This window comes from Chitinophaga sp. CC14 (assembly GCF_048957795.1).
GTDB classification, from domain to species: Bacteria; Bacteroidota; Bacteroidia; order Chitinophagales; family Chitinophagaceae; genus Chitinophaga; species Chitinophaga ginsengisegetis.
This window is the reverse complement of sequence record NZ_JARBFY010000001.1, coordinates 1,524,508-1,541,405: the sequence shown is the minus strand read 5'-3', so window position 1 is coordinate 1,541,405 and position 16,898 is coordinate 1,524,508. Positions and strand designations below refer to the sequence as shown.

Genomic DNA, 16,898 nt, shown 5'->3' with positions numbered 1-16,898 from the left:
ATTTCATTTATAATGAACAGTTATTCACAACGTCAGGTCATCAGCAGCACAATCACCACGCCCCAGATAATGAGCAGGGTATTGCCCACCGCATATGTAATCGTATAGCCCAATGCGGGCAGGTTGCTCTGTACTTCCTCCTGTATAGCAGAAAGCGCGGCGGTAGTGGTTCTGGCCCCGGCAGTGCAACCAAGTATCAGCGCCGGATGGAATTTGAAAATATACCTGGCCATCAGCACGCCCGATAACAACGGGATAGCGGTAGCGGCAATACCTACTAAAAAGAGTCCCCATCCCACTTCCTTGAAACCCGCTACAAAGCTGGGCCCTGCGGTGATCCCCACTACCGCGATGAAAGTATTCAATCCCACATTGTTCATTACCCACAATGCAGGCTCCGGAATTCTGCCAAAGGCAGGATGCTGTGAACGTAACCAGCCAAATACCAGTCCTGCTATAAGCGCGCCGCCACTGGTACTCAAACTGAGCGGCACCCCGCCCACATGAATGCTCATAGCGCCTACGAGGCCACCCAACACAATACCAAGCCCTACAAAGATCATATCTGTTTTATCGGTAGGAATATCCGCGTAGCCAATTTCTTTGGCAGCCTTATCCATATTTTTTTTATATCCTACCAGTTCCACATGATCCCCTCTTTCCAATACTGCCTCCGGGTACACCGGCATAGCTATTCCTGCGCGCCTGATACTCTGCACCGGGATACCGTGCATGTAATCCATGCCGCGTAGTTCTTTCACTGTTTTTCCAACTACGTTCTTATTCATCACAAATACCTGTACATTTTCCACGGGGAAGTTCAACAACTCCACGTCTACGACTTCTGTACCGATACCATGTTCTTCTCCGAGAATAAACTCCCGGCGGCCGCTGAGTACAATTTCATCACCGGGATTAATTACATAATCCGGCGTGGCTTCCACCAGCTTCTTATCTTTCTGGCGGATACGTTCCACAAACAGGCGGTGATTGCGTTGCAGCAATTCAGCCTCCAGTTGTTTTACAGATTTTCCTGCGGCAGTTGATTGCGCATCTATCGTATAAGCGCGGAATGTAACGGGGATAAAGGCGGAGCGCATACCGGGGTCCTGCGTGGGATCACCGGCGCCCATTGTTTTCTCCAGCTCTTTGCAGGCAGCCCTTACTTTTTCGATTCCTCCCAGCATCATAGGCGCAATGCTGGATAATAACCACGCGGAACCTGCTGTTCCGAAAATATAGGTTACTGCATAACATACCGGCATGGAATTGATCCAGGCGGCTTTCTGTTCTGCAGATACATTTAACTGGTTGATAGTATCTGAAGCCACTCCCATGGTAGCAGAAATAGTTTGCGAGCCGGAGATCAAACCAGCGGCCTGTCCTACGTTATAGCCGCAGGCCAGCGCCAGCAACCAGGGCGCCACCAGGCAAACCACGCACATGAGCACAGCAAACAGTACTTGTGGTAATCCATCTTTTTTCAACCCACGAAAAAACTGCGGTCCCACGCTGTAGCCTACTGCAAAAAGAAACATAAGGAAAAAGACCGACTTCACATTGGCAGATACCTGTATATCCATCTGCCCAACAATTACTCCCATCAACAAAACACCGGTTACGGATCCTAACGAAAATTTTCCGACCCGTATGCTACCTATAAAGAATCCCGCCGACAATGTAAGAAAAACGGCCAGTTCAGGATATTCCTGGAATGTATGCTGTAACCAACTCATTTATATGTGGATTATAAGAAGAAGAATATGGTCATAATTTCAATTGTAATAGGTAACACAAGTCATTCCCCATTTGTTCAGATAAAATCAATTTTTTGATAATAGCTGAACAAGTTGCTGCTCCTGTTGTTAAACTTCAAAACGAATTTTCTAACAATTAAGCCCACATTGTTATGCCATTATTTATTAAGAAGAAAGAGAATGAAAATTCCCGTTTAGGTTTATACGCATCTGCAGACAGTAAAGAAAGTATTCCTAAATATAAGATGCCTGAAGAGGCTCAGGACATGCGCACCGTATATCACCTGGTGCATGATGAATTAATGCTGGATGGCAATTCGAGGATGAACCTTGCCACATTCTGTCAAACATGGCTGGATGAATATGTGCATAAGCTAATGGATGAATGCCTGGATAAAAATATGATCGACAAAGATGAATATCCGCAGACGGCTGAAATTGAAAACAGGTGTGTGCATATCCTGGCTGATCTGTTTAATTCACCGGGAAGCGCCAGTACAATGGGCTGCAGCACTACGGGCTCCAGCGAAGCGGCTATGCTGGGCGGTTTGGCGCTGAAATGGCAATGGCGTAAAAAAAGACAGCAGGCAGGTAAATCCACCGATAAACCCAATTTAATATGCGGCGCGGTACAGGTGTGCTGGCATAAATTTGCCAGGTACTTTGATGTGGAGTTGCGTGAAGTAGGTATGGAACACGGCAGATATAATTTAACGCCGGAGAAAGTACTGGAGCTGGCAGATGAAAACACTATCGGCGTGGTACCTACCTTTGGCGTTACCTTCACACTGATGTATGAACCGGTTGCGGAAATAGCAAAGGCACTGGATAAACTACAAAAAGAAAAAGGCTGGGATATTCCTATTCATGTGGATGCCGCCAGCGGTGCGTTTATTGCCCCCTTTGTTTCACCGGAACTGGTGTGGGACTTCCGTATTCCACGGGTGAAATCCATTAATGCCTCCGGCCATAAATACGGGTTGAGTCCATTAGGTGTGGGGTGGGTAGTATGGCGTGAGAAAGAAGACCTGCCGGAAGAACTGATTTTCCGGGTAGATTACCTGGGAGGAGATATGCCCACCTTTGCATTAAATTTTTCCAGGCCCGGCGGACAAATTGTAGCACAGTATTATAACCTGCTGCGGCATGGCAGGGAAGGATATGCGAAGTTGCAACAGGCATGCCTGGATCACGCGCAATATATTTCAGCGGCCATCGAAAAACTGGGACACTTTGAGATCCTTTACAATGGTAAAGGCGGTCTTCCTGGCGCCTGCTGGACATTGAAGCCGGGTGATCATGGCTTTACATTGTACGACATCTCTGATAAAATCCGTTCCCGCGGCTGGCAGATCGCATCTTATCCGCTTACCGGAAGCGCTAACGACATTGTAGTACAACGCGTGCTGATACGTCACGGCTTCAGCCGGGATATGGCTGATATGCTGATCCAGGATTATACGCGCGCTGTAAAATATTTTGAAGAAAACCCGGTAAGAACACCCCTTTCACAAAAAGAAGGCGGAGGCTTTCATCACTAGCCGGCAGACTCGCACCCGGAGGACGTTTCCAGGATGTCGTATGCATCGATCAATGCCTGTACTTCCGCTGTTATATTTGCCAGCGCAGTTATTTCAGCGGGGGTTACCAACATCATTACATGATCGGCCGGCAGGGGTAAACAAATCATCTTCTCATTTTCTGAGGTATGGTAATGGTCATCCGATAGCCGGTTGACCATTTTTTTGAAGCATTCAAATTCGGTGATATCAAGGTTAACAACCGTTGTACCAAAAGCTAACTGAATGCCTTTGCAGTGCGGGCAGCGGATCACATATCCTGCAGCGCCGTGGTATAATGTCTGGTAATTACACATGGGCCTATGGGTTTGTGCCTCCAGCGGCCGGTCAGGGCCGCTGTCAGGACTTAATTCATCACTCTTTACCTTAGAAAATGGTGGTGGCAAACAACGGATGTATTGACTATGTATGGCTAATAACTCCGGGGTATTATTTACATCTCACAAAAGTACAGCAGGAAATTGGGGGTGAATGCTCGGATCAGGAAAACGACTTACGCAAAAGGGAAAAAGCGGTATTTCCTTGCCCGGAGGCAGGAAAATACCGCTTTAAACAGCTTCTATCAGTTGTAGTTATTAGTAGCCTGGATTCTGTACCAGCTTTGGATTCAGCGTGATTTCATCTACAGGTATAGGGTAAATACGGTGTAAGATATTAGCATCTGATTTAAAACCCCAGGCGCTTTCAAATACACCAAAACGGATCATATCATTCCTGCGCCACGCTTCCCAGGCGAATTCCCGGGCGCGTTCTTCCAGCAGACCGCTGAGGTTGATGCCGCTTACCAGCGGCGCATGTGCCCGGGTGCGGATCTTATTCACCAATACATCGGCATCCTGCAATTCTCCTTTTACCGCTGTGGGAGCAGCTCCCCTCAGAATGGCTTCTGCTTTCATGAGCATCACATCTGCCAGCCTGAAAACGGGCACATCATTATTGGAGTTCCGTTCAGAAGGTTCTGTGTTTTTATCAGGATAGTACTTGATGGAACGCACACCGGAGGCTTTTGCCAGTTCGTCATTACCAATATCCATGGTAGTATCTACACGTAAGGTCATGGTTTTAGAGAAGGTGAGCTGCCATTTGATTTCCTTCGTAGGTTCGGAGCCGGTATACTTATCGTTTAGCCCTTTATTGGTAGTGGTGATCATGATGGGCGCACCGTCCGGGTTGAACTGCGGGCCTTCCAGCCAGGTATTGTTACGGACATCCCCTGTTAAATTGAATTTATCATAGAAGGAACCGATGGTACTCATCGCAATACTTGGACGGAAAGGCAATGAGTATTTTACGACCAGGTTTGGATGTAATCCGAAACGGGAAAACTGGTTGCCTTTGATCACATATCCATCATAAGGAATAGCAAAAATGGTTTCCATGATAGCGGGTCCGTTATCAGGCATAAAAATGCTGGTGTAGTTATCATCCAGCACATACTTACTGCCGGTCAGGATACTATCTGCCATTGCCACCACCTCATTATACCGCGGTTTGCCTGTATATACCATTGAATTGAGGTACATTTTTTCCAGCAGCGTAAAAGCAAACCATGCTGTAGGTTTGGAATAGGTAACTTGTCCTCTTTCCCTTCTCAGCAGTGGCAATACATCTTTCAATTCCTTCTCTATAAAATTAAATACCTCTTCACGGGTAGATTGTTCAGGCGGTGTTGGATTACCAAAAGTAGTGATGATGGGCACTTTACCATAAAGGTCCATCAGGTAAAAGTAATACAGCGCACGCATTGCTCTGGCCTCGGCCATTGCCAGCGGTTTGGAATCACTGTCGGGCGCCTTTTCAAAAAGCGCAAGAATACGGTTACAGGTATTCACACCACCGAAAGCCCAGCTCCATACATTTTTTACCGTGGTATGGTCTTTTGTCCACGAGTGCCTATGCAGCTGCGCATACACTCCTCCATCCACGTAGTTACCACCACGTGCGGGGATAATGGCCTCATCGGTAGAGAGTTCCTGCATGCGCCAGTAGTCTACGGCGTAGCCCCCGCTCAGCTGTGTATAAATAGGTCCGGATGCGGCGATAAAGCCATCGGGTGTGGTGGGGAAATTTTCCTTTACATATTCAGATTCCACATTTACATCCAACTTTGTACAGGCGGAAAGTAATGTAAAACTGAGTGCTATTCCTGTGATAAAAATATTTTTCATGTCGCTATTTTTAACCGTCAGTTTTTAGAATGTTGCGTTTAAACCAAAGAGGAAAGAACGTGTCTTGGGATAAAAATTGCTGTTGTCAATTCCCGGCGTAAGTCCGCCCATATTGATTTCCGGATCAATACCGGAATAATCGGTAATGACGAACAGGTTATTACCGGAAACGTATAAACGTAGTTTCCTGAGATACTTATTATGCATGGGAACCGTATAGCCAATAGTAGCATTATCGAGCCGGAGATAAGAACCATTTTCCAGGTAGCGGGAAGAAATGTAAGGAGCATTCACATCACCTGGCGACTCCTGTTTGGAGTACTGCGGGATATTGATAATACCGGCTTCATAAGGCGCGTTCAGGTTAGCCAGCGTAGCGTTGAGTATCTTGTTTCCTGATACGCCACGTAAAAAGATGTTGGCATCAAAATTACGCCAGGTAAAGCTGTTGCTCCAGCCGTAGGTAAACGCTGGCTGTGCATCCCCGGTGTATACGCGGTCGGTGGAAGTAGGGCCGGTAACGAGGTTGCCTTTGGCATCACGGAATTGTGAAAGACCCGCAGCGTTTTTATCCACGTATTGCCAGAGGTAGAAAGAACCCAGTGCATATCCGCCTTCCACACGCTGTGATTTATTGCCTGATTGTCCTCTTCCGCCCAGTTCTGCGGTTTCAATATATTTCACGGAAAAAATATCGTTGGAGAGGGAGAGCACCCGGTTTTTATTATGCGCAATATTGGCGGAAGTGGTCCAGTTGAAACTGGCCGTTTTCACCGGTACTGCGTTCACCTGGAACTCAATACCCTTATTGCTCATAGAGCCTACGTTTGCCAGCATGTTACCAACAAAATACTGGGTAGCGGGTACATTGTAAGAGTAGATCAGGTCGGTGGTACGTTTGTCGTAGTAATCCACAGCAAAGCCCAGGCGTCCTCTCAATGTGGTGAAATCCATTCCTATATTAGCCATCCCGGTGCGTTCCCATTTCAGGTTGGGGTTATCGTTTTGTACCGGTCCGATGGCATTGATCAGTTTACCGTTGTTGTAGAATTTACCGGTGATATCATACCGGAGCGTGGCTATCAACGGATCGAAGCCCAGTGAGTTACCGGTAACGCCATAGCCTGCACGCAGTTTAAGATCTTCTATCCAGGATACGCCGGAGAGGAAGCTTTCTTTATTCATTTTCCAGGCGGCGGATACAGCAGGGAAATATCCCCAGCGGTTATTTGCGCCAAAGGCAGAAGAACCATCTCTTCTTACGGAAGCCATCAACAGGTATTTTTCGTTGAACTGGTAATTGGCTCTTGCATAAAAGGAGATGAAGCGCAGGGTTTGAATGCGGGTGGCGCCAAAGTTAGGCTGGAAGGCGCCATCGGGGCTTCCGAGGCCCAGGTTATCGCCTTGTGTGGCATCAGATACAAAGCCCTGGTTAGAGGTCTGGAATCCATCGCCGCGGCGATCTTCCTGCCAGGAGTAACCGGCCAGTAAACGCAGGTCGTGTTTACCAAAAAGCACGTCGTAGTTGAAATAGGTTTCCAGCACTTTACGTGTATTCGTATAGGCGCTGCGGGTAGCTCTTCCGTTAACACCTTGTGCAAGACCGGATGCGCGGTTATTATAAATATCCCGGTTGATCTGCTCGTCCTGCATAGACAGGTTCAGTGTGTAACGCAAGCCTGGCAACAGGTTTAGCTCAGCACGGGCATTGCCCAGCATGATCTTGTCTTTGGTGCGGTCGCTGTTGTTTTTGATGAGTGATACCGGGTTCAGGTAGTTGCGCGTACGCGAGAAATCTTCTTTATAAGTACCATCCGGGTTAAAAATATTCACGGTAGGCATATAGTTCAGCATGTTCATAAACACCGCTTCCGGGATCTGGTTTTGTGTGCTTAAGCTATTGCTGATAGAGAGGTTCAGCTTCAACAGGTCGTTGAACGCACGTTGTTCCAGGTTAGCTCTTACGTTTAGCCGTTCCAGTGATGACGATTGCATGATACCATTATTCTGCAGGTAGTTCACACTTCCGTCGAATACTGTTTTCTCATTGCCGCCGCCAAACGAAATGTTATGGCTGTGCGACAAACCATTGCGGGTAACGAGTTTCTGCCAGTCGTTGTTGGCCTTATCATCATAAGCCGGTGTGATGCTTTTGCCATTGTCCTGCAGGTATTTCGTAAGCTCTTCGCTGGACATCATGTCGATGGAATTGGAGATGCGCTCATTGGCCACATAGGCGTTGTAGCTGATCCAGCTTTGACCGGGTTTCGCGCGGCGGGTAGTGATCATAATTACGCCGTTGGCAGCGCGTGCGCCATAAATAGCAGTAGATGCCGCATCTTTCAACACGTCCATTGATACGATATCTGAAGGAGATACGAGCTGGATATTGGCGCCCGGTACTCCATCAATTACATAGAAAGGTTGCTGTGCTTCCCCGTCGCGGAAAGTAGACGGACCGCGCAGGATCACTGCCGGTGTAGCATTTGGATCGCCGCTGCGGGTAATGTTCAGACCAGGTACCTTTCCCTGTAACAGCTGTTCGGGGGAACTGAATACACCGCTGTTAAAGTTTTCGGCGCCTACATGGGAAACGGCCCCGGTAAGATCGCCTTTGGTGGTGGAACCATAACCTACCACTACCACGCTGCTTAACAGGCTGGCATCGGATTTCAGTTTTATAGCTACCCGTTGCTGCCCGTTTAATACCAAACGGGTAGATTTATATCCGAGGGAAGTAAATAACAGGGTGTCGCTGGTGTGGTCTGCCTGTAAAGAGAAAGCGCCGTTTGGATCGGTGATGCTGCCTTGTGTATTTCCTTTTACCAGTACGCTTACACCGGGTAAACCTACACCGGTTTCTTCATCGGTAACTTTTCCGGTTACGGTTGTTTTGTTCTTTTCTTTTTTAATGATGTACACGCCTTCCGTGGCAGAGAACTGGAACCCGCTTCCTTTCAGCAAAGTGCGCAGCACTTCTTCTATAGGCTGTGAACGGAAGTCCTGTGTTTTTACCGTCAGGTTCTTTAATAAAGCGGCATCGTATACAATGTCGGCGCCGCTTTGTTTTTGCAGCATTTTCAACGCATCCGCAAGCGGGCCTGCCGTAATATGCAGTTCCTGCACGATGGCTGTTTTTTGCTGGGACATGACGCTGCCGCATAGCGACAGCATAAGCGCTACAAGAAATATCTGTTTCACAGAAATCCTTGTACGCAAGTGAGTACTACGTACATTCATAACCGGTGTTTTAATTTCAGTTCAGGGAATAAATATTTATTGATCTATAGTATAATTTCCTGCGCCGGCAGGTGTTATTTTCAGCTGATGATCCGTAAGATCTTCCAGTACATTTATGATCTGCGCAATCGTTAAGTGCATATTGAGCGATCCGCTAATTTGCCTGTCAATTGCCCTTTTAACGTGGAATTTCACCGGATAATAATTCTCCAGTAATAGCAGTGCATCCATAACGGGCATATTATCGAACACTATTTTATCCTGCTTCCAGCCATTGATATCCGGTGAGGATACAGACAGCTGAGAGAAAGTATAATTATTTCTGTTAACCTGCAGTAATTGATTAGCTGTTAAGATGCCCATTACCTGGCCGTCTTTGTTAACGCTCACTTTCCCGGTACTCACCCCTATTTCCAGCAACTGCCGGGGATAAGCCCTGATGTGAAACGAGGTGCCCAATACCTGCACCTGCAGGCTATCGGTGGTAACGCTGAAAGGTTGGCCGGGCGCCGGCGCTATATCAAAAAAAGCTTCTCCCGATACCAGCTGCACCTGCCTGGTATCCGTAAAATGGTCCGGGTATTTCAGTACAGCATTAGCCCCCAGCCAGATCCGGCTGCTGTCTGGCAACAACAGCATTTTCTTTTCCCCGATGGCCGTACGCAGTTCCAGCCAGGCGATCTTTTGGGAGGGCCGGTGGTTCATCATCCACCAGCTGCCTATTCCCACCAGCAGCAATACAGCTGCTGCAGCGGCCATCTTCTTCCATATAGGATACATGGTAGCCGGACGGCCTGTACGTTGCTTTATGACCTTTAAAATGCTGCGGCGCAGCTGTTCCCGGCTGCGGGGATCCTGCCCCGTTGCCGGAGGGGCATCTTCCGCCAGTGCATCCAGCCAGTGGGTAAGCAATTGCTCCTCTTCCGGGGTAGCTTTGCCATCCAGGTATTTACCGATGAGTGCATTTATTTTTGATCGGATCAAGGTGTGATGTTTATGACTAAGTTGCATAAACCATCCTTTTTAACTATCGGGAATCCGGGCTTAACATTAAGGTAACACGGGAGGGGAAAATCAGAGGAACATTAACAGGCGGTTCAGCAGCGGGCGGGCTTTCTTGTAGGCGTTTCCAAGCTGGTTACGTACGGTTTGCTCGGCAGTACCATGCATCATGGCTATTTCGCGGATGCTCAGTTCATCAAAGTGGTACCATTCAAATACCTGTCTTTCTTTTTCCGGCAGGTGCTGCAGGTCGTGCTGCAGCTGGTTCAGAATATCTTTATGGATCAGGGAATTAAGGGTAAGCTCCGAGCGTAGCTCACTATGGGTGATAAATTTTTCGAGATGTTTTTCTTTTAATCCGTCGTCGCGGAACTTACGCAGGATTTGTTTCCTTACCGCACTAAACAGGTAGTAACGGATATGGGTATGCAGCTCCAGCTGCTGCCGGCGCTCCCAGATACTGGCGAACAAGTCCTGTATGATATCCCGTGCATCCTCTTCACTACCCGTAACCTTTGCTGCGTAGGCATACAGTTCTTCCCAGTAAGTATTGAAAATCAGCTCAAATAGCTTAAAGTCACCAGTACGTAGCCGATGAATAAGATCAACGGGGAATTGTTCAGGCATATAAAAATATATATCCTAAAAATAGAGCAGGTTTTTAAGATAAAAAACGGGGTAACAAAAATATAGCGAAGTATTAATATAGGGAGGTAAAACGGCTTAAAGCATGGCCGTTTCTTTAAGCCGCGACGTTTTAACTGTGATATTATCTTATTTATCTATGTTATATCGCGTCAGCCGGTAAGCCGGCAAAAGAAAATTACGGTATCTTAACTATCATCTTCCTGGTATTTATACCGCCGACAATGCCGTAGCCATTTGTAACATTGGTAAACACCCTTACATGGGAACCCAGGGTCGTTCCGGCGTCTCTTTGTGCCGCCAGGGTACTAAAGTACCGGTAGGTGTTGTTGGTCAGTGCGCTTACTTCTACCGTTATTTCACCGGCGTTCATGATGGGATCCGCTGTTTGTAAAACGAAGTTTACCGGTTTACCGTTAAAGCGTTCATCGTTCATGATCAGGCTGTTGTAATTGCCCTTGGAAAAGTATTCAACCATGTTATTATTAAAGGCGGGATCCAGCCTGAAAAGCAGGAAGGCGCCCAGCCCGGTGGCGGCATCTGTCATATAAATACGGATCCGGTAATAATCGGCGGAGGCGGGCAAGTCCTGTAGTGTAAACTGTACCCGGCTGCTGCCGCGCTGCGCACCTGGCTTAGATACCAACGGCGCTGGCGGCAGTGTATCCGTACCCGTTACTGCCTGCAATCCCGCCGCAGACACGGCCACTTTGTATTGCTGGCCGAGTATGGCTTTCTGGCTGGAAACATAATAGGAGAGTCCTTTAATTGTTTGTACCTGCAATGGCAATACCGATGCCTCGTTTGCGGTAAGCGTTACGGTGGCGCCGGGGATGTCGTTATACCCGGCATCGTTGTATACATTGGAAGGCACGCTGCGCGTTACCCGTATATAGATAACGCTATCCGGTTGTATCAGTGTGTTCACTACTATTTTATCGCCTTCATAAGGCAACTTGATCTCTTCCCTTTTTTCACATGCACTCAATAGCATGGATAACCCGATCGCACCTACGAAAAAATATTTCATACACATCTCTTTAAAACTTAACTGAATAAGTAATACTGGGCAATATAGGCAGAATGCTTACTTTCGACAGGTACCGTTTCTGTCCGGCAGCATCTCCACTGATAAAATAGAAATAAGGATTCTTCCGGTTGTAGGCATTAAACACACTCAGGTTCCAGCTCCGTGTCCAGTGCTTTTTCTGCTTACTCCAGGTAACCCCTACATCCAGCCGGTGAACAGCGGAGCCCCGGTAATTATTCCGGTTGTCGAAACGATCGATACTGGTATTCCCGGTACCCGGCTCCCAGGGTGAAGCGCCCTCTGTTGCTGCATAAGTGGATACCGGCAAAGTAAACGGCGTACCACTGTTAAAATGCCAGGAGGCAGAAAGTTCCCATTGTTTCCCCAGTTGCTGTACCAGCACCAGTTCAATATCATGCCGGTGATCAAATTTATAAGGATAAATCTCTCCGTTATTCACATCGGGGAAGCGGCGGGTAGACCAGGCCAGGGTATAACCCACCCATCCCGTGGTGCTGCCTTTTTTCTTCTGCATCATTAATTCCGCACCATAGCTCCAGCCTTTACCCACCGTTACGTTTTCATCCCACCGCGTGGTGGCGGGGGTAATAATACCATTGGTTTCCCTGGTTTCAATCACGTTGTGCATGGATTTGAAATATCCCTCCAGTGAAAATTCATACTTCAGGTTGGCGGTAGTTTTAGCTATGCCGGCCGCTAACTGCCGTGAAAACATAGGCGCCACATGTTGTGTGGAAGGCACCCATATATCTGTAGGCAACGTGGCGCCATCGCCGGACAAGAGGTGAATATACTGCGTCATATGTGTGAAAGCCGCCTTCACAGCCCAGTTGCGGGGCAATAGGTAACGCAGTCCCAGCCGGGGTTGCAGGGAATAATAAAAGCGGCCTTCCACCAAAAATGCAGACGCGTGCATGCCTATATTGGCAAAAAAATCAGGCCGGATCTGCCAGTCATCCTCCGCATACAATGACAATTCATAACCGGTTACCTTCATCGATGCATCAATCGTATCCAGCGGTATTACATGGCTGTCCCTGTCTTCGAAAGTGGAGTAGCCGGGCTTGAACTTATGCACGGTAGTGATGGCCCCAAAGCGAACGGAGTGGCGGGGATCCGGGCGATAGTCAAAATCTATCCTGCCGCCATTATTCTCCATTACGGAGTTGTATCGTCCGTATACATCCGACTTTTCACCGGAAGCCGCCAGCTTATATTTATGTTCGATCTCTGTGAAAAATTCGTATTGAGAATAGTTCAGGGTTACATTGGAAAACAGTTTGGGGCTGTAGATGTGGTTCCATCGTATAGCCCCGATTGTATTGCCCCATCCCAGCCGGAAACGGAGGCTTTCACCGATATATTTCGACGAATTGATGATGCGGGAAGTATCGTCTGTTGTCTGTTTCAGCAACAGGTTATCTTCTCCCTTATAAAAACTTAAAAAGAGCCGGTCTTTGGGAGAAAATATATGATTCACTTTTGCATTGACATCAAAAAAGAATGCCTTGAAATCGCCATCATCACCCAATGTCTTCTCTGCCTGTAATGCTGCATTGATCAGCAGATCCGGATAAGACCGGCGGGCAGAAAACATAAAGGATGTTTTGTCTTTTACAATCGGTCCTTCGATATTAAACTTAGCCGCAATGAAGCCGAGGGAGGCATCTCCGTGAAAGGCTTTCATATCTCCTTCTTTCATTGCAATATCTACCACGGAAGATATCCTGCCGCCAAAACGCGCCGGGAAAGCGCCTTTATACAGGTCCGTTGTTTTTACCACATTGGCATTCAGCATAGAGTATACACCGAAGAAGTGAGAGAAATTAAATACAGGGGTACCGTCTATCAGCACGAGGTTCTGATCAGGACCGCCACCTCTTACATACAAACCACCGGCGCCGTCCGGGCCGCCGCTTACACCCGGGAGCGACTGCAAAGCGCGCATTACATCCACTTCGCCGAGCAGTCGTGGCATCGCCTGCAAATCGGAGGTGCTCAGGTTTACCCTGCTCATCTGCGTTTGCTCCTGCAGCTTGCTCCCTTCCTTCGCGCTGATCACTACTTCTTTTAAACTGCCAAGCGGCTGCAGGTGAACGTTAATCATATGGTTGCCCTTAGCCGTTACCTTCTGCAGATAAGGCTTGTAGCCTATATAGGAAATCAACAGGCTGTTGGTATCTTTCACCGTGGTTAAACTATAAAAACCATATTGATTGGCAGTAGTGCCCTGTTTGAGCGCAGGAGAATAAACCGTGGCGCCAATCAGGCTTTCACCACTAACGGCATCTTTAATATAACCACTGATAGTACGGCTGCTGCGTTGCGCGGGCGATAATATGATCTGGTCCCCCACACGGGTGAACCGGATATCATCGGGAGAAAACAATTCGTCCAGTAATTTTTTAAGACGTTGTTGGTGGGCGGTTAACGTAACCTTCCGGGACAAGTTGACAAGTTCCCTGCTATATGAAAAATGAATACCATATTCTTTTTCCAGTAATCCACATACCGCCTCCAGGGGCTGATCCTTTACTACTACCGTTACTCTTGTTTGCCAGTCCCACCCAAAAACCTGGAAGGGGAAACTAAATATTAATATTCCCGTCAGCAGTTTTAAGGCTAACGACATAGTATAGCTAAATTGAAAGTGTGACTACAGCTTTAGTTGACGGCTAAAACTTATTTTAATTTGTATTGACGGTCGTTTACTTTTTCATATGATGCGTTCAGCATAAGTGCCAGTGATTTCATCACTTCTTCTGTTGACTCATCTGTGAAGCTGGCCCGTACCGGCAGTTTCAGCAGGTCGGTATCCATCACTTCTATTTTGATATCATATACTTCTGTGATCGTATGCAATACTTCTTCAAGTGGCGTATCCTGGAACGACAACGACCTTTTACCCATATCTGTTACGTGAGAAGCGATACGGAAAGCGGGCCTGTCGTTATCATGCTGTAACAACATGCCATCGGTGAGGATCACGCTGTCTTTTTTATCATGATTGATCACCATTACCTTGCCGCTGCTGACGTGTACTTTCAGCGTGGCGGCGCCGGGCTCATAGTTGATCATAAACCGGGTACCCAGCACCTTTACTTCGTTGCGGCCGAGTATAATCACAAACGGGTTTTCCGCGCTGCCGTTTACATCAAAACTGGCCATACCGGTGAGTGTTACTTTCCGGTTGCGGTCATTAAAGCCCCTGGCTACTTCCATCCTTGCGCCGGCCGACAACTGTATTTTGCTTCCATCGCTCAGTTCCGCACTTACCGGGCCGGCATATACCTGGTCCGGATGATTGCGGGTGAGGAACCACAGTCCTGCGCCCAATGCTACCACCAGTACAGCGGCAATTTTCAGCCAGGTGAAGCGGGGTTTGGACCTGACGGCAATCAGCGCCGTCTTGTCTTCCATTTTTTCCTGGAGCTGCGCCCAGGCGGAACCGGTATCTGCCGCTACTGTTTTTTCATTGGCCGCAGCGGTATCCAATACTTTTCCCAGCGACACCAGCAGGGCCATATTACCGGGATCTGTTTCCTTCCATGCTTCCACCCACGCACGCTCTTCCTCATCCGCTTCATTGAGCAGATACTTGCAGAGCAAGGTATACAGCGCCTCATCGGGCAGTGCCTCGTTAGGAAAAGATGGTGTCATTAGTTGTTGTAAGTTTTTACAGTCGCCGCCTTGCGGGCGGTATTATATTAATAAGACGCACGGGAAATACAGATGCCCCTATGCGACCGGAAATATTTTTAGAACAGGAATCCTGTCAGCAATGGCAGGTATTCCTTCAACTCCTGGTGGAGGATCTTCAGGGCCTTGCCCATCTGGTTTTCCACCGTTTTTACGGAAATATTCATTGCTTCCGCTATTTCTGCATATTTCATATGCTGCTGGCGGCTGAGGATAAATACCTCGCGGCAGCGCTCCGGCAACCTTTCCAGTGCCTGCCGGTACAACCGCTCCAGCTCCTTCACTTCTTCCCCCGCACCCACTGTTGTTTCTGTTACCTTCCCATAACCGTTCTCCTTTTCCGAGCGCACAATATCCTTACGCCACTGGCTGATGGCGGTATTACGGATAGCGGAAAACAAATATGCTTTCACCGGGCCTGTAATAGTGATCGTATCCCTTTTTTCCCACAACCGCAGGAATACCTGTTGTACTATTTCCTCCGCTACATGGGCATCCCCGGTGTAGTGAGTGGCAAAGGCCAGGCAATGAGCATGGTTTTCCTTAAATAATGCTTCAAATGTTTGGAGCTCCAGCATGATGAAGGGCAAATATAGGAAGGATTTTCACTTACGCGAATTTTGTCTTACCCCAAACCATACAAAATTCGCCCCCCTTCTTGCTCCCAATCGGGTAATGCTTATCTTTGTTCCCGCAATGTACAACCTGATCAAAAACTTCCTTTTCCGCTATCCGCCGGAAAGTATTCACCACAGCGTAATGCGTGGTATGAAAACAATTTACTCGCTGCCACTTGGCAAGAATATCATGAATGCCTTCTGTGGGGTAAAAACCCCGGGCCTGGAACGTGAAATATTCGGACTTACCTTTTCCAATCCTGTAGGGCTCGCAGCTGGTTTCGATAAAGACGCAAAGTACATTGATGAACTGGCCTGCCTCGGTTTTGGTTTTGTGGAGATAGGTACTGTAACGCCACTGCCCCAGCCGGGTAATGAGCAACCACGGTTATTCCGCCTGCCGGAAGATAAAGCCCTCATCAACCGTATGGGCTTTAACAACGAAGGCGCCGTTGCCGCGGCAAAAAGACTGCAACGCAAAAAATCCAATATTATAGTAGGCGGGAACATCGGGAAAAATAAACTGACCCCGAATGAGGAAGCGGTGAGCGACTACGAAAAGTGTTTTCATGCGCTGTATGATGTAGTAGATTATTTCGTGGTAAATGTAAGCTCCCCCAACACGCCCAACCTCCGGGCCTTACAGGAGAAAGAGCCGCTGAAACAACTGCTGCATCACCTCCAGGTGCTGAATGCGCAGAAAGTGAAACCTAAGCCCATCTTACTTAAAATAGCGCCGGACCTCACTACCGAGCAACTGGATGATATCATTGAAATAGTAAAGGAAACAAAACTGGCCGGCATCGTAGCCACCAATACCACTATCAGCCGGGCTGGATTAAAAACGCCTGCCGCGGAAGTAAATGATATCGGCGCCGGTGGACTCAGCGGTTTGCCTGTAAAAAAGAAAGCAACAGAAGTGATCCGTTATATCCACACCCACAGCCAGGGCAGTATTCCCATTATCGCTGTAGGCGGCATTTTCACCGCAGAAGATGCACAGGAAAAACTGGATGCAGGCGCGTCGCTGGTACAGGTGTATACCGGGTTCATTTATGAGGGGCCGAAGATTGCGAAAAAGATCTGTGCTGGCTTACGCCCACAGTAAATTATAAAAAGAAAGGGGGAAGATGAATAAC

Annotated in this window: 12 protein-coding genes; 2 read left to right on the top strand and 10 right to left on the bottom strand. The window is 47.9% G+C overall.

The window, feature by feature from the left end; all coding sequences use genetic code 11:
* Positions 1 to 32: 32 nt before the first annotated feature.
* Positions 33 to 1,736, bottom strand: a complete 1,704-nt coding sequence (gene aspT, locus PV783_RS06475; protein ID WP_420987455.1) for an aspartate-alanine antiporter — start codon at positions 1,734 to 1,736, stop codon at positions 33 to 35.
* 173 nt (positions 1,737 to 1,909) lie between these two features.
* Here aspT and PV783_RS06470 point away from each other — a divergent pair, with 173 nt between their 5' ends.
* Positions 1,910 to 3,298 carry a glutamate decarboxylase gene (locus PV783_RS06470; protein ID WP_420987454.1) on the top strand — a complete coding sequence of 463 codons (1,389 nt, stop codon included), beginning with the start codon at positions 1,910 to 1,912 and terminating at the stop codon, positions 3,296 to 3,298.
* Here PV783_RS06470 and PV783_RS06465 read toward each other — a convergent pair.
* The 9 genes from PV783_RS06465 to PV783_RS06425 all read right to left on the bottom strand — a co-directional run bounded on the left by PV783_RS06465 (position 3,295) and on the right by PV783_RS06425 (position 15,720).
* On the bottom strand, positions 3,295 to 3,723 hold the full coding sequence (locus PV783_RS06465) for a DUF6686 family protein (protein ID WP_143313557.1): 429 nt from the start codon (positions 3,721 to 3,723) through the stop codon (positions 3,295 to 3,297). The genes PV783_RS06470 and PV783_RS06465 overlap by 4 nt on opposite strands.
* 189 nt (positions 3,724 to 3,912) lie before the next feature.
* Positions 3,913 to 5,505, bottom strand: a complete 1,593-nt coding sequence (locus tag PV783_RS06460) for a RagB/SusD family nutrient uptake outer membrane protein (protein ID WP_079469544.1) — start codon at positions 5,503 to 5,505, stop codon at positions 3,913 to 3,915.
* A gap of 24 nt (positions 5,506 to 5,529) precedes the next feature.
* Positions 5,530 to 8,706, bottom strand: a complete 3,177-nt coding sequence (locus PV783_RS06455; protein ID WP_159454277.1) for a SusC/RagA family TonB-linked outer membrane protein — start codon at positions 8,704 to 8,706, stop codon at positions 5,530 to 5,532.
* Between the two features lie 75 nt (positions 8,707 to 8,781).
* A complete protein-coding gene (locus PV783_RS06450) occupies positions 8,782 to 9,729 on the bottom strand; it encodes a FecR family protein (RefSeq protein ID WP_420987453.1) in 948 nt (315 codons plus the stop codon).
* A gap of 90 nt (positions 9,730 to 9,819) precedes the next feature.
* Complete coding sequence (locus PV783_RS06445) at positions 9,820 to 10,374, bottom strand: RNA polymerase sigma factor (RefSeq protein WP_420987451.1); 555 nt, start codon at positions 10,372 to 10,374, stop codon at positions 9,820 to 9,822.
* A gap of 196 nt (positions 10,375 to 10,570) precedes the next feature.
* Positions 10,571 to 11,422: a DUF4249 domain-containing protein gene (locus PV783_RS06440; RefSeq protein WP_159454279.1), complete on the bottom strand. Its 852-nt coding sequence runs from the start codon at positions 11,420 to 11,422 to the stop codon at positions 10,571 to 10,573.
* A gap of 10 nt (positions 11,423 to 11,432) precedes the next feature.
* Positions 11,433 to 14,075, bottom strand: a complete 2,643-nt coding sequence (locus tag PV783_RS06435; RefSeq protein WP_420987450.1) for a carboxypeptidase-like regulatory domain-containing protein — start codon at positions 14,073 to 14,075, stop codon at positions 11,433 to 11,435.
* A gap of 50 nt (positions 14,076 to 14,125) precedes the next feature.
* Positions 14,126 to 15,103 (bottom strand): FecR domain-containing protein, encoded by a 978-nt coding sequence (locus PV783_RS06430; RefSeq protein WP_420987448.1) that lies wholly within the window; start codon positions 15,101 to 15,103, stop codon positions 14,126 to 14,128.
* 98 nt (positions 15,104 to 15,201) lie between these two features.
* Positions 15,202 to 15,720, bottom strand: coding sequence for an RNA polymerase sigma-70 factor (locus PV783_RS06425; protein ID WP_079469551.1), 519 nt, complete (start codon positions 15,718 to 15,720; stop codon positions 15,202 to 15,204).
* Positions 15,721 to 15,838: 118 nt separating this feature from the next.
* On the opposite strand from PV783_RS06425, the gene PV783_RS06420 reads away from it, so the two are divergent.
* On the top strand, positions 15,839 to 16,867 hold the full coding sequence (locus tag PV783_RS06420; protein WP_079470061.1) for a quinone-dependent dihydroorotate dehydrogenase: 1,029 nt from the start codon (positions 15,839 to 15,841) through the stop codon (positions 16,865 to 16,867).
* Positions 16,868 to 16,898: the final 31 nt, after the last annotated feature.

Excerpts from the sequence above, each read along its gene's own strand:
- aspT (WP_420987455.1), bottom strand. The coding sequence starts at position 1,736 with ATGAGTTGGTTACAGCATACATTCCAGGAATATCCTGAACTGGCCGTT.
- PV783_RS06470 (WP_420987454.1), top strand. The coding sequence starts at position 1,910 with ATGCCATTATTTATTAAGAAGAAAGAGAATGAAAATTCCCGTTTAGGT.
- PV783_RS06460 (WP_079469544.1), bottom strand. The coding sequence starts at position 5,505 with ATGAAAAATATTTTTATCACAGGAATAGCACTCAGTTTTACATTACTT.
- PV783_RS06445 (WP_420987451.1), bottom strand. The coding sequence starts at position 10,374 with ATGCCTGAACAATTCCCCGTTGATCTTATTCATCGGCTACGTACTGGT.
- PV783_RS06440 (WP_159454279.1), bottom strand. The coding sequence starts at position 11,422 with ATGAAATATTTTTTCGTAGGTGCGATCGGGTTATCCATGCTATTGAGT.
- PV783_RS06435 (WP_420987450.1), bottom strand. The coding sequence starts at position 14,075 with ATGTCGTTAGCCTTAAAACTGCTGACGGGAATATTAATATTTAGTTTC.
- PV783_RS06430 (WP_420987448.1), bottom strand. The coding sequence starts at position 15,103 with ATGACACCATCTTTTCCTAACGAGGCACTGCCCGATGAGGCGCTGTAT.
- PV783_RS06425 (WP_079469551.1), bottom strand. The coding sequence starts at position 15,720 with ATGCTGGAGCTCCAAACATTTGAAGCATTATTTAAGGAAAACCATGCT.
- PV783_RS06420 (WP_079470061.1), top strand. The coding sequence starts at position 15,839 with ATGTACAACCTGATCAAAAACTTCCTTTTCCGCTATCCGCCGGAAAGT.